The sequence below is a fragment of the Janibacter sp. Soil728 genome, assembly GCF_001428305.1.
GTDB lineage: Bacteria > Actinomycetota > Actinomycetes > Actinomycetales > Dermatophilaceae > Janibacter.
This window is the reverse complement of sequence record NZ_LMRZ01000001.1, coordinates 495,205-508,430: the sequence shown is the minus strand read 5'-3', so window position 1 is coordinate 508,430 and position 13,226 is coordinate 495,205. Positions and strand designations below refer to the sequence as shown.

Below are 13,226 nucleotides of genomic sequence, written 5' to 3'. Positions count from 1 at the left end.
AGGTGGCCCCCGACAACACTGCGACTAGCCGAGGCGGGTGGCCAGCTCTTCTGCCGTCAGGTCACGGTCCGCGTAGATCAGGCGCACGGCGTCCGGGTTGGGGTTGCCCTCGTCCGGGGCGCGGTACTGCCGGGTCATACCCAGCTTGGTGGCGACCCGCTCGGACGCGATGTTGTGCTCGAGGAGCCACGCGATGACCGGGGCGTCGGGGTGGACCTCGCGGGCCACCTCCAGCGCGCGGCGCGAGGCCTCGGTGGCCACACCCGCACGGCGGGCGTCCGGGGCGATGCCGTAGCCGAGGTTCCACCAACCACCCGGCCGCAGCCAGCACCCCGCGTTGCCGAGGAAGGCGCCGTCCTCGAGCGAGCGCACGATCCACGGTCCCAGCCCGTCGCTCTCCCACCCGTCCATCCAGCCGGCGAGCATGACGAAGGTCGTGCGCTCATCGGTCTGCAGATCCTCCGGGGAGTGCGCCCAGGTCCGCGGGTCCGAGTAGACGGCGTGCAGGTCCGACAGGTCATCGATGGTCGGGATGTCGAGCCGGAGGCGCTCGGTGCGCACGTGCCGCAGGTCGCTCATGTCAGTCGGGAGCGATGACGGCAAAGCCGAGGTCGCGTGATGCCTGCGCCATGCGGTGGTCGTAGGTCACGATGGCGTCGGCCCCGATGCGTACGGCTGCTGCGAGATGCAGCGCGTCGAGCGACCTCAGGTGAGGGCCGCCGAGCAGCCCCGCCTCGCGGAAGAGAGAAGCCGGCATCTCGAAGAGGCTCACTCGCTCGACCAGCTGGGACACCACCTCCTGGGTGAGGTCACCCCTTCGCTGTGCTGCCCGACGCAGCTCCGTCTCGAGCAGCAGGCAGGCCACGAGGTCAGGGGTCTCGGTGTCCAGGTGATCGACCAGGACGCTCGACTCCCGCTCCTCGATCACGAGCTTCAAGGCCGCCGATGTGTCGAGGTACCAGCAGCTCACCGATCGCCGCGCAAGTCGTCGAGGATCTCTTGAGTGGGCTCGGTGGCCCGGACCCGGCGGATCTCGGCGAAGGGCGATCGCTTGGTCGCCGGCCGCAGACACTGCAGGTCCGTCTGCTCGGTGAAGGGCGACAACGTCGCCACGGGGACCCCGTGACGGGTCACTGTGTAGCTCTCACCCCGCTCGACGCCGCGCATGATCTCCGCGTTGTCGTTGCGCAGCTCTCGCTGGCTGATGGTGCTCATGCATCAACTGTAGCGCGCTGTAGCACAAGCGGGTGGTGGTCGAGTGTGTGGACAGTCCGGCGCGCGTTGTCGGTCTGCGCGGATACGGTCTGACCGTGGCACTTCACCTCCACCGCGCGCAGCGCACCGACACCCTCGCCGACGAGCTCGGCGAGCTGCTGGCGAGCCCGCTGCCGGACCCCTTCGCGCAGGAGGTCGTCGTGGTGCCCGAGCAGGGCATCGAGCGCTGGCTGGCCCAGCGGCTCTCCCACCGCCTCGGGACGGGCGAAGGGGGCCAGGACGGGGTGTGCGCAGGCGTCACCTTCCTGCGGCCCCGCTCGCTCGTCACGATGCTCACCGGTCGCGACGACGACGACCCGTGGCTGCCGCAGCACCTCGTCTGGCCGCTCCTGGAGGTCATCGACGCCTCGCTCGGGCAGCCGTGGTGCGTCGCGCTGAGCCGGCACCTCGGTCACGACACCGCGCCCGGCGACCTCTTCGACGTGCGTGCCGGGCGGCGCTACTCCGTCGCGCTGCGGCTGGCGCGGCTATTCCACCGCTACGGGCAGAGCCGACCCACGATGCTCACCGACTGGCGCGAAGGTCGCGACACCGACGGGGCCGGCTGCGCGCTCGATGCCGACCTCGCGTGGCAGGCAGAGCTGTGGCGCCTGCTCGTCACGGCCGTCGACGTTCCCCCACCGGACGTGCGGCACGCCGAGACCGTTGCCGCCCTTCGAGACGGCGCTGGCGCGCCTCCTCAGGGAACGAGAGAGGACATGAGGGGCGACGGGATCGACGGCCTCGACCTGCCCGAGCGCCTGTCGCTCTTCGGCCACACCCGGCTGGCCGTCACCGAGGTCGAGCTGCTCGAGGCACTCGCCCTCTCCCGCGACGTCCACCTGTGGCTGCCGCAACCGTCGACCGACCTGTGGGAGCGACTGACACCCAGCGCCTGCGAGGGTGTCGTGGCCAGGGTCGAGGACTCGACGAGCGACCTCGTGCGCCACCCCCTGCTCGCCTCGCTCGGTCGGGACTCGCGCGAGCTGGCGCGGGTGCTGGGGGCGGCCCTTCGAGACGGTCGCGGGGCGACCTCCTCAGGGACCAATGATGACGGTCGCGGGGCGACCTCCTCAGGGACCGATGATGACGGTCGCGGGGCGACCTCCTCAGGGACCGTCGGTCACGGCGCACCGACGTCCGTGCTCGGGTGGCTGCAGGCGGACCTGCGCGATGACCACGTCCCCGACGAGGCCGAGCGTCTGGCCCGATCCGTGCCGCAGGACGACCGGTCGATCCAGATCCACGCCTGCCACGGCCCCGCCCGCCAGGTCGAGGTCCTGCGCGAGGTGCTCGTCGGGCTCCTCGAGGACGACCCGACGCTCGAGCCGCGAGATGTCCTGATCATGTGCCCCGATGTCGAGACCTACGCACCGCTCATCGGGGCGGCCTTCGGCCTCGGCGACCACGGCACCGACGCCGAGGGCGTCGACACCCACCCGGCCCACCGACTGCGGGTTCGACTGGCCGACCGGTCGCTGCGGGCGACCAACCCGCTGCTCGCCGTCGCCGACCGCTTCGTCGGGCTGGCCGGGGGACGCCTCACCGCGAGCGAGGTGCTCGACCTCGCGGCCACCGAGCCGGTGCGGCGACGCTTCCGCCTCGACGACGACGATCTCGCGACGATGAGCCGATGGGTCGGCGACTCCGGCATCCGGTGGGGCTACGACCAGGCGGGGCGAGCCCCCTTCGCCCTCGACGTGGAGCCGCAGGGGACCTGGCGCTTCGGCCTCGACCGACTGCTGCTCGGCGTCACCGTCTCCGCCGACGGACCGCTGCAGGTCGGCGGGGTCATGCCGCTGGACGACGTCGGCAGCGGGTCCGTGGACCTCGTGGGTCGGATCAGCGAGCTGCTGGCCCGCATCGGTGACGGCCTCGACCAGCTCGAGCGAGCCGGCACCGCGAGCGAGTGGATGGACGGCCTCACCGAGACCGTCCTCGCGCTGACCGACGTCCCCACCCGCGAGCGCTGGCAGGTCGGCGACCTGCAGCGCACCCTCTCCTCCGCCGCCCGCCACGCCAGCGAGGAGGTGCCTCTGCGTCTGGCCGACGTGCGCGTCCTGCTCGCCGACCAGCTCGCGGGGCGGCCGAGTCGGGCCAGCTTCCGCACCGGAGGGCTGACGGTGTGCACGATGACACCGATGCGCTCCGTCCCCCACCGCGTGGTCTGCCTGCTCGGCATGGACGACGACACCTTCCCCCGGCAGCAGAGCATCGACGGCGACGACGTGCTCGCCCGCCGCCCGCTGACCGGCGAGCGCGATGCCCGCAGCGAGGACCGTCAGCTCCTGCTCGACGCCGTCCTGGCCGCCCGCGAGCAGCTCGTCATCGCCTACACCGGCGCCGACGAGCACAGCGGTGGGCCCTGCCCGCCCGCCGTTCCTCTGGGAGAGCTCATCGATGCCGCACGCGAGACCACCGCCGCTCCCATCGAGGTCGTGCACCACCCGCTGCAGCCCTTCGACGCGCGCAACCTCACCACTGACGGGGTGAGCGGGTCGCGTCCTTTCAGCTTCGACCGGTCGGCCCTGCTCGCCGCCCGAGCCAGCGCAGGCCCACGCACCGCACCCGGTCGGCTGCTCACCACGGCCCTGCCCTCACGGACGATCAAGGACATCTCGCTCGCGGACCTCATCTCCTTCTTCGACAACCCGGCTCGCGGGTTCCTGCGTGACCGGCTGCAGGTCGGGGTCTCCCGGGAGGCCGAGGAGGTCAGTGACCGGCTGCCCATCGACCTCGACGGCTTGCAGAAGTGGACCGTCGGCGATCGCGCCCTGCGCGCCCGCATGGCCGGCCATGACCCCCGCTCGATCTACCGGGCCGAGCTGCTCCGCGGCGAGCTGCCCCCCGCAGGCCTCGGCGAGGCGACGCTCGAGGAGATCGGCCGCGCCGTCGAGCTGCTCATGGGTCAGCTCGCCCTCGGACCCTCGGAGGACCCGCGCTCGGTCGACGTCGAGGTGACCCTGCCCGGCGACGTGCGCCTGACCGGCACGGTCGACGGGGTGCGCGGCCTGCACGTCGTCGACGCGACCTACTCGCGCCTGGGCCCCAAGCAGCTCATGGCCTCGTGGATCCGGCTGCTCGCACTCACCGCCGCAGGAGCCGACGACGAGGGCTGGGAGGCATCCGCCCTCGGCAAGGGATCGCGCGGCAAGGTCGCCCGCACCAGCTTCGGCGCCCTCCCCCGCGCCGCCGCACGGTCTCATCTGGCTGCCCTCATCGACGTGTACTCCCTCGGGCAGACCGCGCCCCTACCCCTGCCGGTCAAGACCGCCCACGCCTGGATGCAGGTCGTCCACCGCAACCCCACCCACCGACGAGCCGCGGCGCAGAAGGCAGTCGGCGAGTGGGAGCTGACCATGCTCAAGAACGGCGGGAGCATCCCCGGCGAGCGTGACGACGCGTGGTGGCGTCTCGTCCACGGGAGCGCGGCCCCCTTCGAGGTCCTGCTCGAGGCGCCGGCCGGCCCGGGGACCGACCTGGCCACCCTGGCCCCGAAGATCTGGGCCCCGGCCCTCGACAACGTCGGGAGCATGTCATGAGCGACGCCGGGTTCGAGCACACGAGCGAGGAACGAGCGAGGCGCGGAGGACCCGAAGCGGCGCGAAGCACAAGCATGAGCGAGCTGACCCCCTTCGACATCACGGCGGACCTGCCCACCGGGACGGTCCTGCTCGAGGCGAGCGCGGGGACGGGCAAGACGTGGACCATCGGGGCCCTCGTGGCCCGGCACATCGCCGAGGGCGTCGTGCGGCTCGAGGACATGCTCGTCATCACCTTCGGTCGGGCGGCGTCGCGCGAGATGCGCGAACGGGTCCGTGAGCACCTGCGGCATGTCCATCGGCACGTCGCCGACCCCCGACTGACCACCGCCGACCCGGTCGTGGCGCTGCTGCGTGAGGGCACCGACGACGAGGTGGCCGCACGGGTCCGGCGGCTGCGGGATGCGCTCACCCACTTCGACGCGGCGACGATCGCCACGACCCACCAGTTCTGCCAGCTCGTGCTACGCGGCCTCGGTGTCGCCGGTGACTCCGACCCCCACTCCCGGCTCGTCGACGACCTGTCCGACCTGCGCGACGAGGTCGTCGACGACCTCTATGTCCGCGGCTTCGCCCAAGGTGGCCCACCGGCCTTCTCTCGGCAGCGCGCCGGGGAGATCGCCCGGGCCGTGACCGAGAACCCGCATGCGCAGCTCGACCCGAGCGCCCTCGAGGGCGGGACCGCAGACGCACGCAGCCTGCGTTTCGCCCACCTGGTCCGTGCCGAGCTCGACCGTCGCAAGCGCCGCCAGGGAGTCCTCGGCTACGACGACCTGCTCTCCCACCTGGCCGCTGCCCTCGAGGACGAGGACTCACCCGCCCGCGAGCGCATGCGTCAGCGGTGGAAGGTCGTCCTCGTCGACGAGTTCCAGGACACCGACCCCGTGCAGTGGCAGATCCTCGACCGGGCCTTCAGCGGCCACAGCACCCTCGTCCTCATCGGCGACCCCAAGCAGGCGATCTACGGGTTCCGCGGCGGCGACGTCGACACCTACCTGACCGCCTCCGAGAGCGCGACCACCAAGCACACGCTGGGGGTCAACCACCGCTCGGACGGGCCGCTCGTGCGCAGTCTGGGAGTGCTGCTCGGCGGGGCACAGCTCGGGGACCCCGAGATCGTCGTGCACGCGGTGAGCGCCGCTCGCGAGGACTCCCGCCTCGGGGTCGCCGACGGCATCGCGCCCGACGGGCTGCTCGCTCCGGTGCGCCTGCGCGCCCTGCCCAGCGAGCGCGTCCTGCCTCCCGGCGAGCGCTCCGTGTCGATCGGCGCCGTGCGACCGCTCGTCGCGGCGGACTGCGCCGCCGAGATCACCCGGCTCCTCGCGGGACGCACCACCTTCGACGGGCGTCAGCTGCGCGCCGGGGATGTCGCCGTCCTCGCCCACACCCGCCGACAGCTCGACGAGGTGCGTTCGGCCCTGACCGCAGTCGGGCTGCGCTCAGTCATCGTCTCCAGCGACAGCATCTACGACTCCCCCGCCGCGACCGCATGGCTCACGCTGCTCGAGGCGATGGAGCTGACCCACCGACCCGAGCGCGTGCGGGCCGCAGCGCTCACTCCCTTCGTCGGGCTCGATGCACGCGAGCTCGACGAGCGCGGGGATGACGTCACGGAGGAGGTCGCCCACCGGCTGCGGACCTGGGCCGCTCTGCTCGGACGGCGCGGGGTCGCCGCGGTCCTCGCCGCCGCGACCGCCGACGGGATGGACGCCCGTGTCCTCGCCCGCACCGACGGCGAACGCCTCCTGACCGATCTGCGGCACATCGGCGAGACCCTCCACCAGCGGGTCGTCACCGAGGACGACGGGCTGGCCTCGCTGACCGCGTGGCTGCGCGAGCGCATGGGCGCGACCCGCAAGGAGGAGCGCACCCGCCGCCTCGACAGCGACGCCGACGCCGTCCACCTCGCGACGATCCACGCGAGCAAGGGGCTGCAGTACCCGATCGTCATGCTCCCCTTCGTCTGCGACCGGTGGTTGCCGCGCCCGGACGTCCTGCACTTCCACCGCGCAGATCGCACCCGCTGCCTCGACATCGGCATCAGCTCCGACGAGGGCCGCCAGGACCGCCTCGACCGGGCCGCGGCGGAGGAGAGCGGCGAGTCGCTGCGGCTGCTCTACGTGGCGATGACCCGCGCCCAGAGCCAGGTCGTCACGTGGTGGTTCCCCTCGGCCAAGAACACCGGCCCCTCCTCGCTCCATCGCGTCCTCCTCGGTCGCTCGCAGGGGCAGGGACCGGTGCCGCGCACCCACCCCGTCCCCGGCGACGCGACCCTGCAGGACCAGCTGACCCAGTGGGAGCAGCGGGGGGCCCTGCGCGTCGAGTACGTCGACCAGCCGTCGCCCGTGCCGATGGTGCAGCCCGAGACGACCACCGACCTGTCGGTGCGCGGATTCACCCGCACCGTCGACGACGACTGGCGGCGCACCTCCTACACCGCCCTGACCCGGCCCCTCGACGACGTGGCCCACGCCGCGCCCGACACCCTCGTGGCCAGCGAGCCGGAGGTCACCGACCGTCAGGACGACGAAGGCGATGTCCTGAGGAGCGACGTAGGAGCCTCGAAGGGGAGCGCCCCTCTCGCCGTCGTCGGCGACGGCTTCGCCCCCTCTGGAGGGGGCGAAGGGCACTCTCCTGCTCAGGGGGGCGACGGGCACATCCCCTCGCCCATGGCCGACCTGCCCGTGGGAGCCGGCTTCGGCTCGCTCGTCCACGCCGTGCTCGAGGAGGCCGACGCCCAGGCGCCGGACCTGCTCACCGAGCTGCGGGCCCGCATCGAGGAGCAGATCATCTCGTGGCCGGTGCCCGACCTCGATCGCGATGCCCTCGCCGAAGCGCTCGTCGAGGTGGTCCGCACCCCCCTCGGGCCGCTGGCGCCGGGTACGAGCCTCGCCGACATCGGGGCCCGGGACCGACTCTGCGAGATGGACTTCGAGCTGCCGCTGGGTGGGGGCGACGATGCGCCGGCGCCGTCGGCCGATCAGGCCGTCCTCGGGGACCTGGCCGAGCTCATGCGGGCGCACCTGCCGAGCGACGACCCGGTCCTCCCCTTCGCCGATGTGCTCGACAACCCGCTCCTCGGTGACCAGTCCCTGCGCGGCTACCTCACCGGGTCGGTCGACATCGTGCTGCGCGTCGGGCAGCGTCACCTCGTCGTCGACTACAAGACCAACTGGCTCGGTCCTGTCGACACCCCACTGACGACGCAGCACTACGACCCCTCGGCCCTGCGCGAGGCGATGAACCACTCCTCCTACCCGCTCCAGGCGATCCTCTACGGCGTCGTGCTGCACCGATTCCTGCGGTGGCGCCAGCCCGGGTACGACCCGGCGGTGCACTTCGGTGGGGTGCTCTACCTCTACCTGCGCGGCATGGCCGGGCCCGCCACCCCGACCGTCGACGGGCACCCGACCGGCGTCTTCTCCTGGCAGCCGCCGATCGCGCTCATCGAGGGCGTGTCCGACCTGCTCGACGGCCGTCGACCCGCGGCGTCCGAGCCAGCGGCGTCCGGACCCTCGACGTCCGGAACGTCGACCACCAACCCCGAGGAGACGCCATGATCGAGGTCCTCGATCGCTACGACCGGCGCATCGCGCGCATGGCGACCGGTGAGCTGGCGGATCTCAACGCCGCCGGCGTCCTCGAGGCCGCCGATGTCCACGTCGCCACCCGCTTGGCCGAGCTCGTCGAGGAGAGCGACCCGCTCGTGCGGATCACCCTCGCCCTCACCGTGCGGGCAGCGCGCGAGGGCTCGACCAGCCTGGACCCCGAGCACGCACGCGACCTCCTCGCTGCGGGGACCACCAGCGACACGGAGGCCGACGGAGGATCAGGGGCTGAGAGCGTGGCCGCGGCCACGAGGGAGGCCGAGGGCGTCTCCTTCGAGCCAGCGCCCACCGACGAGTGGCTGGAGCGGGTGCGCTCCAGCGCCCTCGCCGACGCGGGAGTGCTGCTCGTCGAGCACGACCTCGTCTACCTCGACCGCTACCACCGCGAAGAGGTCCAGGTGGCCGACGACCTGGCCCGACGGGCGCAGGCGCAGCAGCCGATCGTCGACGAGCAGATGCTCGCAGCGGGGCTCGACCGGGTCTTCGCGAAGGAGACCTGGACGGAGCAGCGGGCCGCAGTGGAGGCTGCGGCCGGGCGGCTGACGACGGTCCTCGCCGGTGGCCCGGGCACCGGCAAGACCTCGACCGTCGCCGGGCTGCTGACCCTGCTGCTCGAGCAGGCCGAGTCGAGTGGCCACCGCCCCCGCATCGCTCTCGCCGCACCGACGGGCAAGGCCGCGGCCCGGCTGCGCGAGTCGGTCCTCGGCTCACTGGCGCAGTTCCCACCCCAGGACCGCGACCGCCTCGGCACCGACATCGAAGCCGTCACCATCCACCGTCTGCTGGGCTGGCGTCCCGACAGCGGCAACCGCTTCCGGCGGGACCGCCGCAACCCCCTGCCTCACGACATCGTCATCATCGACGAGGCGTCGATGCTCTCCCTGACCCTCACGGCACGCCTGCTCGAGGCGCTGCGTCCGACGACCCGACTGCTGCTCGTCGGCGACCCCGACCAGCTGGCCTCGGTCGAGGCCGGTGCCGTCCTGGCCGACCTCGTCGCGGGCTACGGCGAGAGCGGACCCGTGGTGCGACTGAGCACCTCGCACCGCTTCGGCCAGGAGATCGGCGAGCTGGCCGAGGCCGTCCGCGTCGGTGACGCCGACCGGGTCATCGAGCTGCTCGAGGCCGCCGCCCCGGGCGGACCGGTCGAGCATCTGCCGGTGGACGACGTGCTCGGGGCCGACGAGGTCCTGCGGCCCCGGCTGGTCGAGCACGCGGCCCGACTGCGTGACCTCGCCCTCGCCCGTCGGCACGCCGACGCCCTGCGCGCCCTCGGCGAGCACCGCCTGCTGTGTGCCCACCGCGACGGTCCCTGGGGTGTGGGTCCGTGGAACGACCGCGTCGAGCGTTGGCTCGGCGAGACCACGGACTACGCCGGACGCCAGGTCCTCGGACGCCCCCTGCTCGTGACGACCAATGACCGCGGCCTCGGGCTCTACAACGGCGACACCGGCGTCATGTCGCTGCGCGAGGACGGTCGGCTCGTGGGTGTCTTCGGTGAGCCGACGGCACCGCAGGTCCACGCCGCGTCCACGCTCGGTGAGGTCGACACCGCCCACGCGATGACGATCCACAAGAGTCAGGGCAGCCAGGCCCAGTCGATCACCGTGCTCCTGCCCGATGCCGACTCCCGGCTGCTGACCCGCGAGCTGCTCTACACGGCGATCACGCGCGCCCAGAGGTCGATCACGCTCGTGGGGTCGCACGAGGCGATCCGGGCCGCCGTGACCCGGCGCACCCAGCGGGCCACGGGGCTGCGGCACCGGGTCTGACAGCTCGACGAGATGGACCCGGTGGCCCGCGGTATGCGTGGGGCTACTGGGGCGCGTCCGCCGGCTCCGAGTAGATGACCCGTAGGTCCTCGAGGACGACGGGCATGTCCGGGGCGAAGCCCCGGTCGTGGCTCGCGTGGTCGGTGAAGAAGGCCTCGTGCACCTGCCGCCAGTACGCCAGGGAACGGTCGCCCTCCCCTTCGGCGCTGGCGTGCTCCTCGTCCACCTGGTCGAAGGGGACCGTCCGCACCCGACTCGTCACGACGAGGGCCCGAGCAGCTCCTCTCCCGTCGGTGACGATGCCGAGGGTGCCCTCGGTCGGGAGGTCCTCCCCTTCGGCCTCGTAGTCCCACAGGGCTGACGAGGTCGAGGTCTTGGTCCCGTCGAGCACGAGCGCGAGCAGCTCGTCCGCCTGCTCGGGGGTGGCCCCGAAGGCCCAAGCCGGTGGGCGCAGGAGTGCCAGCGGGTTTTCACCCATGTACGAGTTCACCGTCGCGACTGCGTGCGGCTGCGCGCGCTGCCAGAAGGCCTCAAGGTCATCCATCTGCCCATCATGCCCCCGGACACGCCTCGAGGACGTGGCCGCGGGCCATGTCCTCACGGTGTGTCGGTACGAGTCAGAGCCTGCCGCGCTGCAAGGCCCTGAGGATCCACTCATGATGCGTTGACCCTTGGCCACCGTGGCACGCTGACCGCATGACGACACCGGCCCGCACCTCACGCAGCGACACCACGACGAAGGGGGCGTCCCCCGTGTGGTCGGCGCCGGCCGGGCAGATCGTCGGTCGCCGGGACGGCCAGGTCCTGCGCGCGGGTGGGATCCGCTACGCGAGGGCCGCACGTTTCGCCCCACCCGTGGCGCAGACCCCGGTCGAGCGCATCGACGCCACCGGCCCGTCGCCCGCCTGCCCGCAGCCCCGGGTCGAGTTCTTGGAGGAGGTCCTCGGGCTCACCCCGGGCGAGCTGCCCTTCGACGAGGACTGTCTGCGGCTGTCCGTGACCGTGCCGGCCGATCTGGCCGTCGGCGAGACGCTGCCGGTCATGGTGATGATCCACGGCGGCTCCTATGTCTCGGGCGCGGGCGATCTCGAGATCTACGACCCTGAGGTCCTCGTCGTCGAGCAGCGGGTCATCGTCGTACGCGTGACCTACCGGCTCGGCCTGCTCGGCTACCTCGGTGACGGCGCGACCCGCCCCGCCAACCTCGGCCTCCTCGACCAGATCGAGGCGCTGCGGTGGGTGCGGACCAACATCGCGGCCTTCGGCGGAGACCCCGACGAGATCACCCTCTTCGGCCAGTCCGCGGGCGGCGACGCCATCGCGCACCTGATGATCGCCGAGGGTGCCGAGGGGCTCTTCCGCCGCGCGATCATCCAGAGCCCACCGATCGGCGTCATGCCCGGGCGGTCCGCGATGACCGACGCGATGATGCGCATCGCGCAGTCCCTGACCGATGAGACGGACATCGACGACGTGCTCGCCGCCCAGCCGACCGTCGAGCCATCGATCGCCCGCCACGGGATGTCCGCGGGGATGCCCTTCGGCGTCCAGTACGGCCACCACCCCCTGCCCGCCGAGCGGGACCTCGACGCGGCCTGGAGCGAAGCTGCCCAGCGGGTCGACGTCCTCATCGGGTCCACCGACCGAGAAGCCTCGCTCTTCATCGCCAAGGCTCTCGGCGGCCGACCGCTCAGCCCGTGGGTCGCTCCCCTTCGAGGCTCCTTCGTCGCACCTCTGGGCGGCGCCTTCGTCCGGCGGGTCGGGCAGGCGCTGACCGACCGGATCTACGGTCGCGGCATCCTCGACTTCGCCGAGCGGCACCACCGCGCGGGCGGACGAGGGCAGCGCTACCTCATCACCTGGGGCGTCCCCGGCAACCCCTATGCGGGTGCGCACACCATCGAGCTGCCGCTACTACAGGGGAAGCTGGCGACCTGGCTGGACGCCGACCTCGTCGCTGGCGTGGACCCGGACGACTTCGAGCGCTCCGGTCGAACGCTGCGGCGCATCTTCGCCAACTTCGCCCGTACCGGTGACGTCGGCGTCATCTGCGAGCCGGGACTCATCGAGGTCCGCGAGCTCCCGGTCCGCTGACCGCGGACAGGCAGACGCCCCCTTCGTCCATGGGGGGGAGCGCGGACGAAGGGGGCGTCAGTCGTGGGGCGGAAGGCTCAGGAGCCGTACACCGAGCGGATGCCCTCGCGGTCCGCGGTGGTCATGCTCAGGTCGTCGCTCGAGCCGTTGCACTGCGGGTAGTGCATGATCGACGCCGAGTCGTAGGGCGTCAGCGGACGCCAGTTGTTGTCCTCGAAGCAGGTTCCAGCCTCCGGGCGCGTGTGCTCGTGGCGGAAGCCGAGGGCGTGACCCAGCTCGTGGGCCAGGATGTTGCTCGGGGTCCACGAGCCGGCGTTGAAGAGCTGGCTGGTGCTGACGAGCACGTTGCGGCTGCGCTTGCTGGTGCTGGGGAAGAAGGCCCGCGCGATGTAGCTCGTCGTCCGCGTCGGCTCGACGGAGAAGACGACGTCGTTGTTGCGCGTCGTGCACTTGCCGTCCTGGCTGGCGACGTAGGTGAAGTCGACACCGGAGCTGGCCGCCTCCCACTGGGCCGCACCGCTGGCCATGGCGTCACGCACCCGGGCGTGGTCGGACCCGAACTTGGTGCTCACGCAGTAGGTGAGGTTCTTCGCCTGGCTCGCGGTCCACACGTCGTCCTTGCCGTAGACGGTGTTGACGATGAGCTGGTTGTCCTGCCCGGGGCTGACCATCCCTTGGTAGAACTCGCGCAGCTGCTTCTCACCCGACACCGGGATGTCGCCGTTGACGATGTACTGCCGGTCGGTGTCCTGGAGGGTCTGCGTCTTGAAGTCCTGGTACGTCGGCTCCTCGGTCACCCCGGCGTACCCGACGCTGGCGGCCCCCAGCGAGACGGTGGCGGCGACGGCCAGGACGGTTGCTGCACGCTTCATGCGATTCACCCTTCGTGAGGTCCCGCGGCGCGGTCGCGCCTTGCGGGTGTGGGGAATCTATGACCGTCGCGGCCCGCACTCCAC

Annotated in this window: 9 protein-coding genes; 4 read left to right on the top strand and 5 right to left on the bottom strand. The window is 72.1% G+C overall.

Annotation, left to right across the window (positions count from 1 at the left end; all coding sequences use genetic code 11):
* Positions 1 to 24 precede the first annotated feature (24 nt).
* From ASG73_RS02450 to ASG73_RS02440, 3 genes are read right to left on the bottom strand one after another with little or no spacing between them, the layout of a single operon-like run.
* Positions 25 to 579, bottom strand: a complete 555-nt coding sequence (locus ASG73_RS02450; protein WP_055990227.1) for a GNAT family N-acetyltransferase — start codon at positions 577 to 579, stop codon at positions 25 to 27.
* Between the two features lies 1 nt (position 580).
* Positions 581 to 970: a type II toxin-antitoxin system VapC family toxin gene (locus ASG73_RS02445; protein ID WP_055990224.1), complete on the bottom strand. Its 390-nt coding sequence runs from the start codon at positions 968 to 970 to the stop codon at positions 581 to 583.
* The gene (locus ASG73_RS02440; protein ID WP_055990222.1) at positions 967 to 1,215 is read right to left on the bottom strand and encodes a type II toxin-antitoxin system Phd/YefM family antitoxin; all 249 of its coding nucleotides are present in this window, start codon (positions 1,213 to 1,215) and stop codon (positions 967 to 969) included. Before ASG73_RS02440 ends, ASG73_RS02445 begins: the two co-directional genes overlap by 4 nt.
* Positions 1,216 to 1,310: 95 nt before the next feature.
* Here ASG73_RS02440 and recC point away from each other — a divergent pair, with 95 nt between their 5' ends.
* The 3 genes from recC to recD all read left to right on the top strand — a co-directional run bounded on the left by recC (position 1,311) and on the right by recD (position 10,176).
* Complete coding sequence (recC, locus tag ASG73_RS02435) at positions 1,311 to 4,796, top strand: exodeoxyribonuclease V subunit gamma (RefSeq protein WP_082566993.1); 3,486 nt, start codon at positions 1,311 to 1,313, stop codon at positions 4,794 to 4,796.
* Between the two features lie 74 nt (positions 4,797 to 4,870).
* The gene (locus tag ASG73_RS02430; protein WP_055990214.1) at positions 4,871 to 8,356 is read left to right on the top strand and encodes a UvrD-helicase domain-containing protein; all 3,486 of its coding nucleotides are present in this window, start codon (positions 4,871 to 4,873) and stop codon (positions 8,354 to 8,356) included.
* Positions 8,353 to 10,176 carry an exodeoxyribonuclease V subunit alpha gene (gene recD / locus ASG73_RS02425; protein WP_082566933.1) on the top strand — a complete coding sequence of 608 codons (1,824 nt, stop codon included), beginning with the start codon at positions 8,353 to 8,355 and terminating at the stop codon, positions 10,174 to 10,176. The genes ASG73_RS02430 and recD overlap by 4 nt, the downstream gene beginning before the upstream one ends.
* 43 nt (positions 10,177 to 10,219) lie before the next feature.
* Here the strand turns inward: recD and ASG73_RS02420 are convergent, their stop codons facing one another.
* The gene (locus ASG73_RS02420) at positions 10,220 to 10,720 is read right to left on the bottom strand and encodes an ASCH domain-containing protein (RefSeq protein ID WP_055990211.1); all 501 of its coding nucleotides are present in this window, start codon (positions 10,718 to 10,720) and stop codon (positions 10,220 to 10,222) included.
* Between the two features lie 152 nt (positions 10,721 to 10,872).
* On the opposite strand from ASG73_RS02420, the gene ASG73_RS02415 reads away from it, so the two are divergent.
* The gene (locus ASG73_RS02415; RefSeq protein ID WP_055990208.1) at positions 10,873 to 12,270 is read left to right on the top strand and encodes a carboxylesterase family protein; all 1,398 of its coding nucleotides are present in this window, start codon (positions 10,873 to 10,875) and stop codon (positions 12,268 to 12,270) included.
* Positions 12,271 to 12,347: 77 nt separating this feature from the next.
* Here ASG73_RS02415 and ASG73_RS02410 read toward each other — a convergent pair whose 3' ends face one another.
* On the bottom strand, positions 12,348 to 13,142 hold the full coding sequence (locus tag ASG73_RS02410; protein ID WP_055990205.1) for a M57 family metalloprotease: 795 nt from the start codon (positions 13,140 to 13,142) through the stop codon (positions 12,348 to 12,350).
* Positions 13,143 to 13,226: the final 84 nt, after the last annotated feature.

Coding starts and splice junctions, on each gene's coding strand:
- ASG73_RS02450 (WP_055990227.1), bottom strand. CDS start 579: ATGAGCGACCTGCGGCACGTGCGCACCGAGCGCCTCCGGCTCGACATC.
- ASG73_RS02440 (WP_055990222.1), bottom strand. CDS start 1,215: ATGAGCACCATCAGCCAGCGAGAGCTGCGCAACGACAACGCGGAGATC.
- ASG73_RS02430 (WP_055990214.1), top strand. CDS start 4,871: ATGAGCGAGCTGACCCCCTTCGACATCACGGCGGACCTGCCCACCGGG.
- recD (WP_082566933.1), top strand. CDS start 8,353: ATGATCGAGGTCCTCGATCGCTACGACCGGCGCATCGCGCGCATGGCG.
- ASG73_RS02420 (WP_055990211.1), bottom strand. CDS start 10,720: ATGGATGACCTTGAGGCCTTCTGGCAGCGCGCGCAGCCGCACGCAGTC.
- ASG73_RS02415 (WP_055990208.1), top strand. CDS start 10,873: ATGACGACACCGGCCCGCACCTCACGCAGCGACACCACGACGAAGGGG.
- ASG73_RS02410 (WP_055990205.1), bottom strand. CDS start 13,142: ATGAAGCGTGCAGCAACCGTCCTGGCCGTCGCCGCCACCGTCTCGCTG.